The following is a 16,983-nucleotide window of genomic DNA, read 5'->3' as shown; positions in this document are numbered from 1 at the left end:
CAGGCGGCGGGGTGGTCCGCGCGGGTTTACTGGCCCCGCAGGAGGCCCCGGAATGAGCAGCGCAGACATCACGCCCACCGCGGCGGCCGGCGCGGCCGCGCCGCCGGAACGCATGCTTGCGGCGGTCGCTGCTATGCTGGCCTATACGGTGGTGATCGGCTTCACCGACAATCAGGTGCGCCGCGTCGCGGGCGAGATCGGGCTGTGGCAGTTCCATGCCACCCGGTCCGCCATCGCGTTGCTGCTGTTGCTGGTGGCGGCGCGGGTGGCGGGGATTCCGCTGCGCCCCCGCAACTGGCGGGCGGTGGCGGGGCGCAGCGCGCTGCATGGCACGGCGATGCTGTGCTATTTCGGCAGCCTCGCCTTCCTGCCCGTCGCCATTGCCGCGGCGGGGCTGTTCACCGCGCCGATCTTCGTGTTGCTGATCACCCGTTTCGCCTTCGGCGCGAGGATCGGTCCCGCGCGGGTGCTGGCGGTCGCGGCGGGCTTCGCCGGCACCGTGCTGGTGCTGGGCCCGTCGGGGGGCAATGCGCTGTCGCCCGCGGCGCTGGCCCCGGCGGCGGGGGCCGTGTTCTATGCGCTCGGCAACATCGCCACGCGGCGCGGCTGCGCGGGCGAGACGACGGCGACGCTGACCGCGGGCTTCTTCGCGGGGCTGCTGGTCTACGGGCTGGCGGGAATGGCGGTCCTCGCGGCCTTCGGCGGCACGGCGCCCGCGGGCACGGCCGGTTTCGTGCTGCGCCCGCCGGTGCTGCCCTCGCCGGAAACGATGGGATGGCTCTGCATCCAGGCGGCGGGGGCGGTGTTCGCGATGTACATGGCCACGCGCAGCTATCAGCTGGCCGATGCCAGCCGCGCCTCGGTGCTGGAATACCTGTTCCTGCCCTGCGCCGCCATCTGGGGCTGGCTGCTGCAGGGCGATGTACTGGAACCGCGCGCGCTGGCCGGCATCCTGCTGATCGTGGCGGCGGGAACGGTCATCGCGCTGCGCGGGGCGCGCGACGGCGGCGGCGGCTGAGCCGGCTTGCGGGCACGGCCCGGCGCTGGCACCCTGACCCGGACCAGAGGATTGCGCCATGATCATCTCGCCCGGGCGGCGCGCCATCTTCGTCCATATTCCCAAGACCGGCGGCACCGCGCTGGCGCTGGCGCTCGAGGCGCGGGCGATGAAGGACGACATCCTGATCGGCGACACGCCCAAGGCGCGCGCCCGGCGCGGACGGCTGAAGGGGCTGCATACGGCGGGACGGCTGTGGAAGCATTCGACGCTGGCCGATATCGACGGGATCGTGACGGCCGATCAGACGCCGCGCTACCGGGTCTTCACGCTGGTCCGCAACCCCTGGGACCGGATCGCCAGCTATTACCACTGGCTGCGCGGGCAGGCCTTCGGCCATCCCGCCGTGGCCCTGTCGAAGACGCTGGCCTTCGACGCCTTCCTCGACCATCCGCAGATCCGGGTGCCCTTGGCCGCCGCGCCCTATGGCAGCTATGTCCGCGATGCCGGCGGCGTGGACCGGTGCACCCTGTTCCTGCGGCTGGAGCGTCTGGACGAGGACATTCCCCGGCTGGAAACGCTCCTGGACCTGAAACTGCCGGCCCTGTCGCGGGTCAATGCCTCGGACCGGCCGCGCGACTGGCGGACGCTCTATTCCGATGCCGCCGCCGCCCGCGTGGCCGAGATCGCCGCCGAGGACATCGCCCGCTTCGGCTATCGCTTCGACCCCGATCCGCCGGGCTGAAGGGCCTCAGGCAAAGATGCTGTCCGCCGCCTCGGCCTCGACCTGCAGGCGCTGTCCCGTCGTCACGTCGAACAGGTGCAGCGCGCCCCGCGCCGGCAGCAGGTGCAGCGTTTCGGGCAGGTCGGTGCCCGCCGGCACCGCCGCCACCACGGGCTGGCCCTCGACATGGGCATGGACCAGCCGCTGCGCGCCCAGTTCCTCGACATAGGACAACCGGGCCGGGACGGCACCGGGGGTACGCGCGGGCACGGGGCGCAGATCCTCGGGCCGGATGCCGAGGATCACCTGACCCCGCCCGCCCGTGACCTCGCCCAGCATCGTCTCGCCGATCCGGGGCTGGCCCGCGACCAGTTCAGCGTCGATCAGGTTCATCGCCGGCGAGCCGATGAACGCGGCGACGAAGGTCGAGGCCGGGCGGTGATACAGTTCCAGCGGCGCGCCGATCTGTTCGACCTTGCCGCCGTTCAGCACCGCCAGCCGGTGCGCCAGCGTCATCGCCTCCAGCTGGTCATGGGTGACATAGACCGAGGTGGTGCCGAGCCGGGCCTGCAGCTGCTTGATCTCGCCCCGCATCTGCACCCGCAGCTTGGCGTCGAGGTTCGACAGCGGCTCGTCGAACAGGAAGACCGCAGGTTCGCGCACGATCGCGCGGCCCATCGCCACCCGCTGCCGCTGGCCGCCGGACAGGGCGCGGGGCTTGCGGTCCAGATAGGGCCCGATTTCCAGCATCCGCGCCGCCTCGGCCACGCGGCGCTCGATCTCGGCCTTGGGGGTGCGGCGGTTCTTCAGCCCGTAGGCGAGGTTCTGGCGCACCGTCATGTGCGGGTACAGCGCGTAGTTCTGGAACACCATCGCGATGTCGCGGTCGGCGGGCTCCACCTCGTTCACCACCCGGTCGCCGATGGCGATGGTGCCCTCGCTGATCGTCTCCAGCCCCGCGATCATCCGCAGCAGCGTGGACTTGCCGCAGCCCGACGGTCCGACCAGCACCAGGAACTCGCCATCCGCCACCTCGATGTCGACGCCGCCCACGGCGCGGGTGCCGCCCGCATAGACCTTGCCGACGCCCTTCAGCGTGATCCGCGCCATGTCACTTCTCCGTCTCGACGAGGCCCTTCACGAAGAGCCTTTGCATCAGGATCACCACCAGAACCGGCGGCAGCATCGCCATGACCGCGGTGGCCATGACGAAATTCCATTGCGGCTGCGCATCCGTCACCTCGGCCATGCGCTTGATCGCCGCGACCACGGTGTAGAATTTCGCATCCGTCGTCACCAGCAGCGGCCACAGATACTGGTTCCAGCCATAGATGAACAGGATCACGAACAGCGCCGCGATATTGGTGCGGCTGAGCGGCACGAGGATGTCGCGGAAGAACTTCATCGGCCCCGCCCCGTCGATCCGCGCCGCCTCGGTCAGTTCGTCCGGGATGGTCAGGAACACCTGCCGGAACAGGAAGGTCGCGGTGGCCGAGGCGATCAGCGGAACCGTCAGCCCGGCATAGCTGTTCAGCAGGCCCAGATCGGCCACCACCTTGAAGGTCGGCACGATCCGCACCTCGACCGGCAGCATCAGGGTGATGAAGATGCACCAGAAGGCGAGGCTGCGCAGCGGAAAGCGGAAATAGACGATGGCGAAGGCCGACAGGATCGAGATCGCGATCTTGCCCACCGCGATCAGCATCGCCATGACGAAGCTGTTCCACAGCAAGAGCCCCAGCGGCGGCGCGCCCGACGTGGACATCCCGGTGCCGAGCATGGTGGCATAGGTCTCGACCCCGTTGGACCCCGGCAGCAGCGGGATCACCCCGCTGGTGAAGGCGGTGGGTTCGTGGGTCGAGGCGACGAAGGCCAGCCAGACCGGGAAGGCCACGATCAGCACGCCGAGGATCAGCACCAGATGCGCCAGAAGGTGCAGGAAGGGACGTTTCTCGACCATCTCAGTATTCCACCCGCCGCTCGATCCAGCGGAACTGGATCGCGGTCAGCGCGATCACGATCGCCATCAGCACCACCGACTGCGCGGCGGACGAACCGAGGTTCAGCCCGATGAACCCGTCGACGAAGACCTTGTAGACGAGGATGTTGGTCGATTGCGCCGGGCCGCCCTCGGTGGTGGCGTGGATCACCGGGAAGGTGTCGAACAGCGTGTAGGTCACGTTCACCACCAGCAGGAAGAAGGTGGTGGGCGACAGCAGCGGGAAGGTCACGGTGAAGAACCGCTTCACCGGCCCCGCCCCGTCGATGGCCGCGGCCTCGCGCAGGCTGGCCGGGATCGCCTGCAGCCCGGCCACGAAGAACAGGAAGTTGTAGCTGATCTGCTTCCAGCTCGAGGCGATGACGACGAGGATCATCGCGTCGGTCGTGTCGATCCCGTGGTTCCAGTCATAGCCCGCGATGTCGAGCAGATAGGGCATGATGCCGATGGTGGGGTTGAAGATGAACCACCACATGATCCCCGCAATCGCCGGGGCGACCGCATAGGGCCAGACGATCAGCGTGGTATAGGCCCGCGCGCTGCGCAGCATCCGGTCCACCGCCAGCGCGAACAGCAGCGCCGTGCCCATCGACAGCACCGCCACCGCGACGGAGAAGACCACCGTGACCTGCAGCGAGTTGAGGTAGAGCGGGTCGCGGAACAGCGCCGCATAGTTCGCAAGACCCACGAATTCCGTCTTCAGCCCGAACGCATCCTCGCGCAGGAAACTTTGCCGCGCGGCCTGGCCCGCCGGCCAGAGGAAGAAGACGAAGGTAACCGCCAGCTGCGGAAACAGCAGCAGCCAGGGCAGCAGGCGATGGCCGAAGATCGTGCGTTTCATGCGGGGCTTTCAAGGCAGAACGGGCCCGCGCGACATGGCGCGGGCCCGGCTGTCATCGGACGATCTTACTTGTTCGCCGCTTCGAACTCGCGGATCAGCGCGTTGCCACGCTCCACCACCGCGTCCAGCGCGCCCTGCGCGTGTTTCTGGCCGGCCAGCAGCGCCTGGAACTCTTCGTCGATCACGGTGCGGATCTGCACGTAGTTGCCGAAGCGCAGGCCCTTGGAGTTCTCGGTCGGCGGGTTGAGCGTGATCTGCTTGATCGACACGTCGGTGCCGGGGTTCTGGTCGTAGAAGCCCTGTTCGGTCGACAGGTCATAGGCGGCCTGGGTGATCGGCAGGTAGCCCGAGAACTGGTGCCAGTCGGCCTGCACCTCGGGCGAGGAGAGGTACGTGAAGAAGTCGGCTGCGGCCTTGTATTCCTCTTCGTCATGGCCCTGCAGCACCCAGAGGGTCGCGCCGCCGATGATCGAGTTCTGCGGCGCGCCCTCGACATCGTCGTAATAGGGCAGCATGCCATAGCCCACCTCGAAGTCCTGCGCGTTGGCGACGACGCCCGCGCGGCTGGCCGAGGAGTTCATGTACATGGCGCATTCCTGCGCGTAGAACTTCGGCGGGGCGTCGTTGCCGCCGCCCGGCCCGCCATACTGGAAGATTCCGTCCTTCTGCCACTGGGCGAGGTTGGTCCAGTGCTGGACCTGCACCGGGCCGTTCACCGTCAGCTCGGCTTCCAGACCGCCGAAGCCGTTTTCGAGCGTGCCGATCGGCTGGTTGTGCCAGGCCGACAGGTTTTCCAGCTGGACCCAGCTGATCCAGCCGGTGGTGAAGCCGCAGGGGGCGGCGCCGGATTCCATGATCTTCTGCGAGAAATCGACCACCTCGGCCCAGGTCGTGGGCGGGGTCTCGCGGTCGAGGCCCGCCTTCTCGAACACGTCCTTGTTGTAGTAGAGGATCGGGGTCGAGCTGTTGAAGGGCATCGACAGCATGTTGCCTTCCGTGTCGGTGTAATAGCCGACGACCGCCGACAGGAAGCTCGACGGGTCGAAGTCCTCGCCCGCGTCCTGCATCAGCTGATAGACCGGGTAGATCGCGCCCTTGGCGGCCATCATCGTGCCGGTGCCGACCTCGAAGACCTGCACGATCGTCGGCTGCTCGTTGGCGCGGAAGGCGGCGATGGCGGCGGTCATCGTCTCAGGATAGGTGCCCTTGAAGGACGGGACCACGGTGTACTGGTCCTGGCTTTCGTTATAGCCCTTCACGATCTCTTCGAGCTTGGTGCCAAGCTCGCCGCCCATGGCATGCCACCACTGGATTTCGACACGCTCCTGCGCGGCGGCGGCGGTCATCGACGCGGCCAGCGCGAGGCCGGAAACAGCAAGGTTACGGATCATGGTAAGCCCCTCGGGTTCTAGCGGATGGAGGGGTCTTAGGGGCGGGATGTATCAGTGATGCTGGGGTTCCGCTGCGGTTTTGTGACAGACCCCCCGGGCGCGGCCGTCCTTGCCTCGGCTGCCCCGGCGCGGCAGGCTGCCGCCACCCGACCCGATCCGGAAGCGCCCATGACCCGTCCCGACATCGCCACACGCCCCGCCCGGCCCGAGGATGTGCCGGCGCTGGTGGCGCTGATCAACGCGATCATCGCGGCCGGCGGCACCACCGCGCATCAGACGCCCTTCGACGCGGCGGGCTTCACCGCCCATTACCTGCCGGGGGCCGAGGCGGTGGCCACCTTCGTGGCGCTGGACCCCGGGGGCCGGCCCGCCGGGTTCCAGAGCGTCGCCCGCCATCCCGCCCTGCCCCGGGACTGGGTGACGATCGGCACCTTCACCCGCCGCGACGACCCGCTGCCGGGGGCGGGGCGGGCGCTGTTCGCGGCGACGCGGGACTGGGCCGCGCGCAACGGCATAGCCGCCATCGACGCCACGATCCGCGCCGACAATACCGGCGGTCTGGCCTTCTATGCGGCGATGGGGTTCCAGGACGACCGGGTGACCCCGGCGGTGCCGCTGGCCGACGGCACGCCGGTCGACCGCATCTCGAAGGTCTACCGGCTGTAGGCGCGCCGCCTATTCCCCGGTTGCCGCGCGGGCTTCCTGCCGCAGGGCGTCGAGAAACAGCGTGAAGGCGCGGGTCGGCTGGCGCCGGCTGGAATAGAAGGCATGGTAGCCCGGAAACGGCGGGCACCAGTCCCCGAGAACCTCGACAAGATGTCCTGCCCCGAGGGCGGGCGCGGCGAGGTCCTTCAGCATATAGGCAAGGCCGATCCCCGCGCAGGCCGCCCCGACCAGCGCGTCGCCGTCATTCACGACAAGCGACGGCGACAGCCGGACCGTCTCCACATGCCCATCCTTCTCGAACGACCAGGGCGACAGGATGCCGCCGGCATTTCTGAAGCCGATGCAGCGATGCGCCGACAGATCGCGCGGCCGGCGGGGCGGATCGCGTCTGGCCAGATAGCCTGGCGCGCCCACGACCACGATCCGCAGGGGCGGCCCCACCGGAACGGCGACCATGTCCATCTGCAGATCCTCGCGCAGCCGTATTCCGGCATCGAACCGTTCGGCCACGATGTCGACATGGCGGTTCTCCACGCTCAGTTCGCCCTCGATCTCGGGATGTTTCGCGATCAGCCGCGCGAAGGCGGGCCAGACCAGCGTGTCGGCGGCATGTTTGCCGCAGGTCACCCGCAGCCGCCCGCCCGGCTGTTCGCGCAGCCGGGCAAGGTCCTCGATCTCGGCATCCATGTCCGCGATCAGCGGAACCAGCGTATCCAGCAGCCGTTCGCCCGCGGCGGTGGGCGCAAGGCTGCGGGTCGAGCGGGACAGCAGCCTGATCCCCATCTCGCCCTCGAGGCGCTTCACCGTCTGGCTGACGGCGGACTGGGTCACCCCCAGACTTCGCGCCGCGGCGGTGAAGCTGCGCTCTGCCGCGACCCGGTGGAAGACGACGAGGTCGGAAAGTTTTCGCGGGTCCATTCAGTATTTCTACTACTCGCTCCGACAATCTGCCCAGCCCTAAACTTCGGTCTTTCCAATGCGCAGATCCTGTTCCGTTAGCAGGAGAACTGATAAATGACAGACAAGGTATGGTTCATCACCGGGGCAGGCCGGGGGCTGGGGTATCTGCTGGCGCGCGATGCGTTGGCCGCGGGAGACAGGGTCGTGGCCACCAGCCGGACCGTCGACGGGCTTGCCGAAGGGCTGGGTGTCGCGGAGGACCGCCTGCTGGTGCGGCCGCTCGACGTGACCGATGCCATGGCCGCCGCGGCCGCACGGGACGCGGCCGTCGCGGCATTCGGCCGGATCGACATCCTGGTCAACAATGCCGGCCGCGCGCAGCTGGGATGGTTCGAGACGATCCCGGATCGGGACGTGCGGCGGCAGTTCGAGATCAACCTCTTCGGGGCGATGAACGTGGCGCGGGCGGTGCTGCCCGTGATGCGGCGGCAACGGTCGGGGCTTGTCATCGCCATCTCGTCGGTGAACGGCCTCGTCTCGAACCCCGGCGGCTCGGTCTACGCCGCGTCGAAATTCGCGCTGGAGGGCTGGATGGAGGGGCTTGCCGCCGAAATCGCCCCGCTGGGCATCCGGTCGCTGATCGTCGAGCCGGGGATGATGCGCACGAATTTCCTCGACCCCTCCACCGTCCGGCAGGGAGAGATCGAGATCGCGGATTATGCCGAGGCGGTGGCCGGGTTCCGGTCGTTCATCGCAGCGGCGAACGGCACCCAGCAGAACGATCCCGAGGTACTGTCCGCCCTGATCGTGGCCGAGGCATCCACGCCCGACCCGGCGCAGCGGCTGTTGTTCGGGGCGGATGCCCATGACTGGGCCGGCGCGAAATCCCGCCAGCTCGCGGCCGAGATCGCGGCCTCGCGCGCGCGGGCCTGACACATTCGTCGGACAGGGGCCGCCCCGGCGGGACGGCCCCTTTCGCGCCTCAGGTCAGGGCGATGTCCGTCTCGCCCTCTTTCAGCCGGGTGGACAGGCCGAGCCGGTGCATCTCGCGCAGGAAGTCCATCGGCGGCAGTTCCTCGACATTGACCATCCGGCCCACGTCCCAGTCGCCCTTCGCCACCATGATCGCGGCGGCGACGGGGGGAACGCCGGCGGTATAGCTGATGCCCTGCGCGCCGACCTCCTCATAGGCGTCCTTGTGGTCGGCGACGTTGTAGATGAAGACCTCGCGCGGCCGGCCGTCCTTCGTGCCCTTCACCACATCGCCGATGCAGGTCTTGCCGGTATAGTCGGGGGCGAGCGAGGCCGGGTCCGGCAGCACCGCCTTCACCACCTTCAGCGGGATCACCTCCTGCCCCTCGGCGGTCGTCACCGGCTTTTCCGACAGCAGGCCGAGATTCTTCAGCACCGTGAAGACGTTGATGTAGTGATCGCCGAAGCCCATCCAGAACCGCACATCCGCCTGCGGGTAGTTCGCCGACAGCGAATGCACCTCGTCATGGCCGGTCAGGTAGGCTTTCTGCCTGCCCACGACGGGCAGGTCCCATTCGCGGCCCACCTCGAACATGCGGTTTTCCTGCCAGCCGCCATCCTGCCACGAGTAAACGGTGCCGGTGAATTCGCGGAAGTTGATCTCGGGGTCGAAATTCGTGGCGAACCAGCGCCCGTGCGACCCGGCATTGATGTCGACGATGTCGATGGACTCGACGCTGTCCAGATACTCCTCGGCCGCCAGCCGCGCATAGGCATTGACCACCCCGGGATCGAAGCCGATGCCGAGGATCGCGGTCACGCCCGCCGCCGCGCAGGCCTCGCGCCGCTTCCATTCGTAGTTGCCGTACCAGGGCGGCGTTTCGCAGACCTTGGCCGGATCCTCGTGGATCGCGGTGTCCATATAGGCCACGCCGGTGTCGATGCAGGCCTGCAGCACATACATGTTGACGAAGGCGGACCCGACGTTGATCACGATCTGCGCCCCGGTCTGCCGGATCAGCGCCGCCACCGCCGCACTGTCGGTCGCGTCGACCGCATGGGCCGCGAACGTGCCGGGCACCTTCATCGCGCCCTTGTCGTTCACCGACGCGATGATGGCCTCGCACTTGGCCAGCGTGCGCGAGGCGATGTGAAGATCGCCGAGCACATCGTTGTTCTGGGCGCATTTATGCGCCACCACCTGCGCGACGCCACCGGCGCCGATGATCAGCACGTTCCGTTTCAATTCAGACCGTCTCCTTTTGTCCGATTGGGAAAAGGGCCTTCCGGGGAAGGCGGGCGTGCCTCAGGAGAGGCTGCTTTCGTAATCGGCGTAGCCGAAGGTCCGCACGCTGCGGATGGTTCCGTCGGTTTCGCGGATGCAGATCGACGGCATGGCGACGCCGTTGAACCAGTTCTTCTTGACCATCGTGTAGCCAGCCGCGTCCTGGACCGAGATGCGGTCACCCACCTTCAGCGGTTCCGGGAAGGCGAATTCGCCGAAGATGTCGCCGGCCAGGCAGGACTTGCCGCAGACCATGTAGCGATGCGCGCCCGTGTCCGGCGCGATCTTCGCCGGCAGGCGGTAGATCAGCAGGTCGAGCATATGCGCCTCGATCGAGCTGTCGACGATGGCCAGTTGCTTGCCGTTGTCGAGGATGTCGAGCACCGTCAGCTCCAGCGTGGTGGTGCGGGTGATCGAGGCCTCGCCGGGTTCCAGATAGACCTGCACCCCGAAGCGATCCGCGAAGGCCGCGAGCCGCGCCGCCAGCCGTTCCAGCGGATAGCCCTCGCCGGTGAAATGGATGCCGCCGCCGAGGCTGACCCATTCCACCTGGGACAGGAGGTTGCCAAAGCGGTTCTCGATATCGGTCAGCTGCCGGTCGAAGAGGTCGAAATCCTCGTTCTCGCAGTTGTAGTGGATCATGAAGCCGGAAATCCGGTCGATGACCGCCGCGATCTTCTCGCTGTCCCATTCGCCCAGCCGGCTGAACGGCCGGGCGGGGTCGGCAAGGTCGAAGCCGCTGGTCGAGATGCCGGGGTTCAGCCGCAGCCCGCGCTGGATCGACTGCGCCCGCGACTCGAACCGTTCCAGCTGGCCGATGGTGTTGAAGATGATCTTGTCGGCCAGCGACACCGCCTCGTCGATCTCGTCCTCGGACCAGGCGACGGAATAGGCATGCGTCTCCTTGCCGAACTTCTCGCGCCCCAGCCGCAATTCGTAGAGCGAGGACGAGGTGGTGCCGGCCATGGAACCGCGCATGTGGTCGAAGGCGGACCATGTGGCGAAGCATTTCAGCGCCAGCAGCGCCTTGGCGCCGGACAGGTCGCACAGCCGCTTCACCTTCTCCATGTTCGCCCGCAGCGCCGCCGCGTCGATCAGGTAATAGGGGGTGGGGATCGCGGCGTCGGTCATGGCGGCTCCTCAACGGGATGCGCGACAGGGCGGGCGCGCAAGGGAACGGACGATATACGGGCGGGCTGTGACGGTTTCAAGAATTTCCGGCACCGCGCCCGCGCGGACGCCAGGTCCCGAAAGCACGCAGGCCGCGGCTTCTGCCGCGGCCTTCTGCGCCTCCATCCCCGTGTCGTTCCGGCCCCTGGCCGGTGCAGGTCACCGACCCGCTGTCAGGCTCCCGTTCCGGTCTGCCGGGCCGGCCGCGGGGCCGCCCCGCATTCCGCGATGCCGAACTTGATCAGTTCCGCCCCGCTCAGCCGCACCATGCGGTTGGTCTTGTACCGCGCCTTGGTCATGTACCACTGCGCCAGCTTCGGCGGATAATGCGAGGCGATGATCTTCGACCAGTATTCGAAGTCGAATTTCGGCAGCGGCGCGCCATAGTAGCTGGGCCCGTGAAAGCCGAACATCGTGTTGCGCGCCGTGCAGGCATTGGGCAGCGCCAGATACATCGTGCAGGCGCTGAAGCATTCGCCGCGCAGTTCCACCGGCTGGCCCGACTTGCGCAGCTTCGCGATCTCGGCGGCGCGGTGATCGACGCGTCCGCCCGGATCGTCGCGCACCACCAGCGGCGCCATCGCATAATTCGACCGGCGCGTGGATTGCGCCTCGGCCGGTCCGGCCAGTGCCAGCCCCGCGATCAGGGCCAGGGTCGTCAGCACCTGCACAAGGCACGGCAGGACCCCTGCGCGGACCAGAGGCCCGCGCCCGAAAATCTGTGTCACCATGTTGTCCACCCGATTGTGCCGTCAGAGCGGCCGGTGCCCCCACCGACATGCAAGACCTAGCGGCCAATGAGGGCATCAACGTGACCCGGAGGGACCGTCATAGGGGCGGGAATTCGACATCTTGCGCGACTTGTCGAAACTCGAGGGACCAAAGAGGCGCGGCGGCGCCCGCCGATACTTGCGTATCTCAGGCCCCAATCTTGCCAGCCTTCCGGTTGTGTTATGGCCGTCTCGCGGCCGAGGACATGGGCACCCATCCTCGCGCATTTCCCGACCGGAACCGGACCGCGCCGCCGAATTCCCGCCGCATTTGCAGCCTCTTTTGCCGCGCCGCCGCGAATGGCTGCGCCGGCGATTCCCGAGGGGCGAGTTGACGGACCGATTTGCGCCGGGATAGAGCGGGCAGGTTGCAGCCAGGACAGCATCGCATGCCCAAGAAACGCGTTCCGGTCACCGACCTTGCCGGCGGCGTCGCCACCGCCCGGATCGAGGCCCTGCGCGCGCGCGAGGCTGCGGCCTTTGCCGCCGCACGCCCGAAGACGCGCGCCGCGCTGAAGAAGGGTGCGCGTCCCTTCCTGAACGGCGTGCCGATGCACTGGATGCGCGACTGGCCGCAGCCCTTTCCGCTGCTGGTGGACAAGGCCGCGGGCGCCGTGATCGAGGATATCGACGGACACGTCCTTGACGATTTCTGCCTCGGCGATACCGGCAGCATGTTCGGTCATTCGCCCGCCCCCGTGGCCAAGGCGATCCGGCGCCAGTCGCGCCGCGGGCTGACCTTCATGCTGCCCACCGAGGACGCGCTGAAGGCGGGCGCCTTGCTGCAAAAGCGGTTCGGGCTGATGGAATGGCAGATTGCCACCACCGCGACCGATGCCAACCGCTTCGCCCTGCGGGTGGCCCGCGCCGTGACCGGGCGGCCGAAGGTTCTGGTGTTCAGCGGCTGCTATCACGGGACGGTGGACGACACGATGGTGCGGCTGGAGGCCGGCCTCACCGTGGCGCGGCCGGGTCTGGTCGGGCAGGCGGCGGACCTGTCGGCGACCGCGGTGGCGATCGAGTTCAACGACACCGTGGCGCTGGACCGGGCGCTGGCCACGGGCGAGGTGGCGGCGGTGCTGACCGAGCCGGTGATGACAAATTCCTGCATGGTCCTGCCCGCGCCCGGCTTCCACAAGGCGCTGCGCGAGATCACGCGCAAGCACGGCGCCCTGCTGATCATCGACGAGACGCATACCCTGTCCTCGGGCCTGGGCGGCTATACCCGCAGCCATGGGCTGCAGCCCGACATCTTCGTCGCGGGCAAGGCGGTGGCCGGCGGCATGCCCGCGGCGGTCTGGGGGATGACGGCCGAGGTCGCGGACCGGTTCCGCGCCTATGACGCGGCGCGCCCCGCCGGCCATTCCGGCATGGGCACCACGCTGTCGGCCAACCCGATGCAGTTCGCCTGCCTGCGCGCGACGCTGGACGAGGTGATGACCGAAAAGGCCTATGCCCGGATGGAGGCGGGCGCCGCGCGGCTGGCGCGCGGCCTGACCAAGGCCATCGACCGGCACGGCGCGCCCTGGCATGTGGTGCGGGTCGGCGCGCGGGTGGAATTCATCTGCCACCCCGTGCCCCTGACCAACGGCACCGAGGCCGAGGCCGCCCATCACCCCGCGCTGGAGGCCGCGATCCATGCCGCGCTGCTGAACCGCGGCTGCCTGATCGCGCCCTTCCACAACATGATGCTCGTCAGCCCCGTCACCAAGCGCAAGCAGATCGACCGCCTGATCGCCGCCTTCGACGGGATCTGCGCCGAGCTGTTTGCCTGAAAGACCCGCCATGACCGATCACAGCCCCAGCGGATCCTCGCCCGACGAAGCCCGCGCCTTCCTCGCCGCCCATCCCGAGGTGGAGGCCATCGACATCGTGCTGACCGATGCCAACGGCATCGGCCGCGGCAAGATCATCCGCCGGCATGAACTGGAAGGGCTCTACCGCAACGGGCGGCACCTGCCGATCTCGATCCTCGGGCTCGACATCTGCGGCGAGGATGTGCACGAGACGGGCCTCATCTGGGACGAGGGCGACGGCGACCTGCGCGCCTGGCCGGTCCCCGGCACGCTGAAGGCGCTGCATGGCACGGCGCCCGCCCGGGCCGAACTGCTGATGAGCATGTATCACCTCGACGGGGCCGAGATGACCTCGGACCCGCGTCACGCGCTGCAGCGGCAGGTGGCGGCGATGGCGGGCGAGGGGCTGCACCCGGCCGGCGCGTTCGAGCTGGAATTCTTCCTGCTCGACCCGCAGCTGGACGCGCAGGGCTATGCGCAGCCCGCCGCCGCCGTGCTGGACGGCCGCCGCTCGCCCTGGACCGAGGTCTATTCCGTCGATCACCTGCACGGGATGGAGCCGCTGTTTTCCGACATCTATCGCGGGGCCGAGGCGATGGGGATCCGGGCGGAAACCGTGATTTCGGAATATGCGCCCGGCCAGTACGAACTGACGCTGCACTATCGCACCGACGTGATGCAGGCCGCCGACGACCTCGTGCGGCTGAAGCGGATCGTGCGGATGCAGGCGCGGCGGCACGGGGTGGTGGCCTGCTTCATGGCCAAGCCCGTCGAACGCTATGCCGGGTCGGGGATGCATTTCCACGTCTCGCTGCGCGACGGCGCGGGGCGCAACGTCTTCGCCGAGGATCGTCCCGGCGCGTGGGAGCCGCGGCTGCTGCACGCGATCGGCGGGCTGCGGCAGACGATGGGCGAGGCGATGCTGGTCTTCGCCCCCCATGCCAACAGCTGGCGCCGCTTTGCCAGCCAGAGCTATGCCCCCGTCTCGCCCAGCTGGGGGGTCAACAACCGCTCGGTCGCGCTGCGTATCCCGGCAGGCGAGGTGGCGGCGCGGCGGATCGAACACCGCCCGGCCGGGGTGGACGCCAATCCCTATCTGGTGGGCGCCACGGTGCTGGCGGGGCTGCGCAAGGGGATGGCGGAACGGATCGACCCGGGGCCGGAAACCACCGGCAACGGCTATGCCGGCACCGACGACCTGCCGATCCCCGGCGACTGGCGCGAGGCGATCCGGGCGGCGCAGGGCTCCGCCTTCCTGAAGGACGCGCTCGGGCCGGACATGCACCGCACCTTCTGCGCGATCAAGGCGGCGGAACATGCCCGGGTCGCGCGGACCATCGCGGATGTGGATTACGACCTCTACCTGAACACGGTCTGAGGGCGCCGCCGCCGCTCAGTCCGCGGGCTCCAGCATCCGGCCCAGCACCCGCCCGCCCAGCACATGCACATGCATGTGCGGTACTTCCTGCACGCCATGCGCGCCGGCGTTGGAAATGGTGCGGCAGCCCTGCCCCCCATCCAGCGCGACCCCGGTGATGCGGCAGACCTCGCCCACCGTGCGGACGAAATCGACGATCTCCTCGGCCCCCGCCTCGCGGGCGAAGTGGTCGTAGCTGACATAGCGGCCCTTCGGGATCACCAGCACATGCACCGGCGCCTGCGGGCGGATATCCTCGAAGGCGAGCGTGTGATCCGTTTCCAGCACGGTCTTGTTCGGGATCTCGCCGCGCAGGATGCGGGCGAAGATGTTCGTGTCGTCATAGTCATAGGTCATGGGCGTTCCTCTGGCGGTCCCGAAGGGTCAGTCGTCGAACAGGTAGGGCGTTGCCGCGATCTCGCGCGCCGGATCGGGCGGCAGCGTCAGGAAGGCGGCGATCGCCTCGGCATTCTCCTCCACCGGGCGGCCCTGGCGGATATAGCTCAGGTTGGCGAAGCCCGCATCGCGGATGCGGTCGCTTTCGAAGCGCACGTCATAGCGGATCGTCGGCAGCAGCCGGTCGATCACGTCCTGCGGCGTGCCCTCGCCCGCCAGCCCGATCCGCCGCGCATGGCCGATCAGATAGTCGTCGTCGAAGGTGCAGTCGATCTCCAGCATCCGGGTCACGCAGCGGTCGGCATAGAAGTCCTGCATCAGGTCGATGCCCGAGGGATCGAGGCAGACGATCAGCCGGTTGGTCCCGTGCCAGTCATACAGCATCCGCAGCAGCGCGCGGCGGTGGCGGGTGCGCTTTTCCAGCGTGGTCTGGATACCGCCCAGATCGGGCAGCGGCGTCGATTCCTCGTGGAACATGTAGTCGATGGCGGGCAGGCCGGTGACCCTGCGCATCCGCTCCACCAGCCGCTTGGCGACATGCCATTTCTTGCAGACCACCAGCAGCAGCTCCCGCTCGCGCCCCAGGCTCGCCTCGGTTTCCCAGAACCGGGGGGCGAAGCGGCGGCCGATCCGGCCCCGCCCGGTCAGGAAACCGTAAAGCCGGCGCCCCTCGTTCGAGATGCGGAACGCCACCCCCTCGCTGGCCCACAGATCCCCCAGCCGCCGCTTCAGTTCCAGCGCATCGGGCGAGATCTTGCGCGCGAACAGGTAGTCCTGGCTCAGCAGCAGGTCATACTGGTCGTTGTAGAAGGTGACGGGCATCCCGTAGTCGGAAAACATCAGGAAGGTCTGGGTGCGGGTGCGGATCTCCGCATCGGGCACCAGATGCCGCACCAGCGTCTGGAAGAAGGTCTCGTCCGGGATCCATGTGGTGCGGAAGAAGCGCACCACGTCGCGCCGCTTGCGGCAGAACTCCAGCACCCATTCCACCGTGCGGCGGCGCAGGCACCACCACTGGCTGCCGATCATCACCTGGATGTCGGACGGAACCTCGCGCCGGAGCCCCCAGCGGCGCTGGAATTCGTAGGACCAGTAGAACCGCCGCTTCTGCGTGCGTTCGTTGAACCAGTGGCGATAGATCAGCCGGTCCTCCTTCATCCCGGTCTTGATCCAGTCGGAACTGAGGAAGTCGAAGCTCTCGATATAGTCCACCTCTTCGGCATCGAGGATCCGATGCGCGAACTCCGCGGTCTTGATCGGCATGCAGTCGCCAGACAGCATGTAGAAATGGGTGGCGCGCGGGAAGGCCGCCTCCGCCGCCTCCGTCGCCAGCAGCGAGGCCTCGACGAGGCTCCACTCGCCCCAGCCGCATTTCACCCGGCGCCTGGCGAAGACCACGTTCGGGTTGCCCGCCAGCCGGTCGCGGATCAGCGCGTAATCGGCGGCCCGGGCGCGGCCGTCGAAATGGATCGCCATGTAGTCGCCCGTCGCGGTCAGCCGCTCGGCCTGCCGGACGATGCCCTCGGGATCCTTGTGGCACAGCAGGATGAAGGCGATGCGGGCCATCGGCGATCCCGGGCTGGTCCGCACCCGGCCGGCCGGCCGCGTCGATCGGACATTGTAAGGCAAGCGTTTCTTTGCTTTTTAATGCGCAATTGT

At 68.2% G+C, this 16,983-nt stretch carries 16 protein-coding genes; 6 read left to right on the top strand and 10 right to left on the bottom strand.

Annotation, left to right across the window (positions count from 1 at the left end; translation table 11 throughout):
• Nucleotides 1–52: 52 nt before the first annotated feature.
• Nucleotides 53–1,018 carry a DMT family transporter gene (locus tag EEY80_RS16270; RefSeq protein WP_235829880.1) on the top strand — a complete coding sequence of 322 codons (966 nt, stop codon included), beginning with the start codon at nt 53–55 and terminating at the stop codon, nt 1,016–1,018.
• A gap of 58 nt (nt 1,019–1,076) precedes the next feature.
• Nucleotides 1,077–1,742, top strand: coding sequence for a sulfotransferase family protein (locus tag EEY80_RS16265; RefSeq protein WP_126978284.1), 666 nt, complete (start codon nt 1,077–1,079; stop codon nt 1,740–1,742).
• Nucleotides 1,743–1,748: 6 nt separating this feature from the next.
• Here the strand turns inward: EEY80_RS16265 and EEY80_RS16260 are convergent, their stop codons facing one another.
• The 4 genes from EEY80_RS16260 to ugpB all read right to left on the bottom strand — a co-directional run bounded on the left by EEY80_RS16260 (nt 1,749) and on the right by ugpB (nt 5,952).
• Nucleotides 1,749–2,831 (bottom strand): sn-glycerol-3-phosphate import ATP-binding protein UgpC, encoded by a 1,083-nt coding sequence (locus tag EEY80_RS16260; RefSeq protein ID WP_126978282.1) that lies wholly within the window; start codon nt 2,829–2,831, stop codon nt 1,749–1,751.
• Nucleotide 2,832: 1 nt separating this feature from the next.
• The gene (ugpE, locus tag EEY80_RS16255) at nt 2,833–3,681 is read right to left on the bottom strand and encodes a sn-glycerol-3-phosphate ABC transporter permease UgpE (protein WP_126978280.1); all 849 of its coding nucleotides are present in this window, start codon (nt 3,679–3,681) and stop codon (nt 2,833–2,835) included.
• 1 nt (nt 3,682) lies between these two features.
• Nucleotides 3,683–4,561, bottom strand: coding sequence for a sn-glycerol-3-phosphate ABC transporter permease UgpA (gene ugpA / locus EEY80_RS16250; protein ID WP_126978278.1), 879 nt, complete (start codon nt 4,559–4,561; stop codon nt 3,683–3,685).
• A 65-nt stretch (nt 4,562–4,626) separates the two neighbouring features.
• Complete coding sequence (gene ugpB / locus EEY80_RS16245; protein WP_126978276.1) at nt 4,627–5,952, bottom strand: sn-glycerol-3-phosphate ABC transporter substrate-binding protein UgpB; 1,326 nt, start codon at nt 5,950–5,952, stop codon at nt 4,627–4,629.
• A 168-nt stretch (nt 5,953–6,120) separates the two neighbouring features.
• Here ugpB and EEY80_RS16240 point away from each other — a divergent pair, with 168 nt between their 5' ends.
• On the top strand, nt 6,121–6,618 hold the full coding sequence (locus EEY80_RS16240; protein ID WP_126978274.1) for a GNAT family N-acetyltransferase: 498 nt from the start codon (nt 6,121–6,123) through the stop codon (nt 6,616–6,618).
• Between the two features lie 9 nt (nt 6,619–6,627).
• Here EEY80_RS16240 and EEY80_RS16235 read toward each other — a convergent pair whose 3' ends face one another.
• Nucleotides 6,628–7,536 (bottom strand): LysR family transcriptional regulator, encoded by a 909-nt coding sequence (locus EEY80_RS16235; protein ID WP_126978272.1) that lies wholly within the window; start codon nt 7,534–7,536, stop codon nt 6,628–6,630.
• A gap of 96 nt (nt 7,537–7,632) precedes the next feature.
• Between EEY80_RS16235 and EEY80_RS16230 the strand changes: the two genes are divergently transcribed.
• Nucleotides 7,633–8,451: an SDR family NAD(P)-dependent oxidoreductase gene (locus tag EEY80_RS16230; protein WP_126978270.1), complete on the top strand. Its 819-nt coding sequence runs from the start codon at nt 7,633–7,635 to the stop codon at nt 8,449–8,451.
• Nucleotides 8,452–8,500: 49 nt separating this feature from the next.
• Here EEY80_RS16230 and EEY80_RS16225 read toward each other — a convergent pair whose 3' ends face one another.
• From EEY80_RS16225 to EEY80_RS16215, 3 genes are all read right to left on the bottom strand, one after another.
• Nucleotides 8,501–9,736 carry a saccharopine dehydrogenase family protein gene (locus EEY80_RS16225; RefSeq protein ID WP_126978268.1) on the bottom strand — a complete coding sequence of 412 codons (1,236 nt, stop codon included), beginning with the start codon at nt 9,734–9,736 and terminating at the stop codon, nt 8,501–8,503.
• A 60-nt stretch (nt 9,737–9,796) separates the two neighbouring features.
• Nucleotides 9,797–10,906, bottom strand: a complete 1,110-nt coding sequence (nspC, locus tag EEY80_RS16220) for a carboxynorspermidine decarboxylase (RefSeq protein WP_126978266.1) — start codon at nt 10,904–10,906, stop codon at nt 9,797–9,799.
• A 212-nt stretch (nt 10,907–11,118) separates the two neighbouring features.
• Nucleotides 11,119–11,676, bottom strand: coding sequence for a hypothetical protein (locus tag EEY80_RS16215; RefSeq protein WP_126978264.1), 558 nt, complete (start codon nt 11,674–11,676; stop codon nt 11,119–11,121).
• A gap of 428 nt (nt 11,677–12,104) precedes the next feature.
• On the opposite strand from EEY80_RS16215, the gene EEY80_RS16210 reads away from it, so the two are divergent.
• Both EEY80_RS16210 and EEY80_RS16205 read left to right on the top strand, forming a co-directional pair.
• Nucleotides 12,105–13,490: an aspartate aminotransferase family protein gene (locus EEY80_RS16210; protein WP_126978262.1), complete on the top strand. Its 1,386-nt coding sequence runs from the start codon at nt 12,105–12,107 to the stop codon at nt 13,488–13,490.
• A 10-nt stretch (nt 13,491–13,500) separates the two neighbouring features.
• Entirely contained in the window at nt 13,501–14,889 is a 1,389-nt protein-coding gene (locus EEY80_RS16205) for a glutamine synthetase family protein (RefSeq protein ID WP_126978260.1), read from the top strand.
• Nucleotides 14,890–14,904: 15 nt separating this feature from the next.
• Here EEY80_RS16205 and EEY80_RS16200 read toward each other — a convergent pair whose 3' ends face one another.
• Both EEY80_RS16200 and EEY80_RS16195 read right to left on the bottom strand, forming a co-directional pair.
• Nucleotides 14,905–15,285 (bottom strand): HIT domain-containing protein, encoded by a 381-nt coding sequence (locus tag EEY80_RS16200; protein ID WP_126978258.1) that lies wholly within the window; start codon nt 15,283–15,285, stop codon nt 14,905–14,907.
• A 27-nt stretch (nt 15,286–15,312) separates the two neighbouring features.
• Entirely contained in the window at nt 15,313–16,890 is a 1,578-nt protein-coding gene (locus EEY80_RS16195; protein ID WP_126978256.1) for a DUF5928 domain-containing protein, read from the bottom strand.
• Between the last annotated feature and the right edge of the window lie 93 nt (nt 16,891–16,983).

The sequence above is a fragment of the Frigidibacter oleivorans genome (genome assembly GCF_003993775.1).
Classification (GTDB): Bacteria; Pseudomonadota; Alphaproteobacteria; order Rhodobacterales; family Rhodobacteraceae; genus Frigidibacter; species Frigidibacter oleivorans.
Note: the sequence above shows the minus strand (reverse complement) of the source record. Positions and strands in the feature narration are given on the sequence as shown.

What these genes read in the sequence shown, in the direction of transcription:
- EEY80_RS16270 (WP_235829880.1), top strand. Translation starts at nt 53, where the DNA reads ATGAGCAGCGCAGACATCACGCCCACCGCGGCGGCCGGCGCGGCCGCG.
- EEY80_RS16265 (WP_126978284.1), top strand. Translation starts at nt 1,077, where the DNA reads ATGATCATCTCGCCCGGGCGGCGCGCCATCTTCGTCCATATTCCCAAG.
- EEY80_RS16260 (WP_126978282.1), bottom strand. Translation starts at nt 2,831, where the DNA reads ATGGCGCGGATCACGCTGAAGGGCGTCGGCAAGGTCTATGCGGGCGGC.
- ugpE (WP_126978280.1), bottom strand. Translation starts at nt 3,681, where the DNA reads ATGGTCGAGAAACGTCCCTTCCTGCACCTTCTGGCGCATCTGGTGCTG.
- ugpA (WP_126978278.1), bottom strand. Translation starts at nt 4,561, where the DNA reads ATGAAACGCACGATCTTCGGCCATCGCCTGCTGCCCTGGCTGCTGCTG.
- ugpB (WP_126978276.1), bottom strand. Translation starts at nt 5,952, where the DNA reads ATGATCCGTAACCTTGCTGTTTCCGGCCTCGCGCTGGCCGCGTCGATG.
- EEY80_RS16240 (WP_126978274.1), top strand. Translation starts at nt 6,121, where the DNA reads ATGACCCGTCCCGACATCGCCACACGCCCCGCCCGGCCCGAGGATGTG.
- EEY80_RS16235 (WP_126978272.1), bottom strand. Translation starts at nt 7,536, where the DNA reads ATGGACCCGCGAAAACTTTCCGACCTCGTCGTCTTCCACCGGGTCGCG.
- EEY80_RS16230 (WP_126978270.1), top strand. Translation starts at nt 7,633, where the DNA reads ATGACAGACAAGGTATGGTTCATCACCGGGGCAGGCCGGGGGCTGGGG.
- nspC (WP_126978266.1), bottom strand. Translation starts at nt 10,906, where the DNA reads ATGACCGACGCCGCGATCCCCACCCCCTATTACCTGATCGACGCGGCG.
- EEY80_RS16215 (WP_126978264.1), bottom strand. Translation starts at nt 11,676, where the DNA reads ATGGTGACACAGATTTTCGGGCGCGGGCCTCTGGTCCGCGCAGGGGTC.
- EEY80_RS16210 (WP_126978262.1), top strand. Translation starts at nt 12,105, where the DNA reads ATGCCCAAGAAACGCGTTCCGGTCACCGACCTTGCCGGCGGCGTCGCC.
- EEY80_RS16205 (WP_126978260.1), top strand. Translation starts at nt 13,501, where the DNA reads ATGACCGATCACAGCCCCAGCGGATCCTCGCCCGACGAAGCCCGCGCC.
- EEY80_RS16200 (WP_126978258.1), bottom strand. Translation starts at nt 15,285, where the DNA reads ATGACCTATGACTATGACGACACGAACATCTTCGCCCGCATCCTGCGC.
- EEY80_RS16195 (WP_126978256.1), bottom strand. Translation starts at nt 16,890, where the DNA reads ATGGCCCGCATCGCCTTCATCCTGCTGTGCCACAAGGATCCCGAGGGC.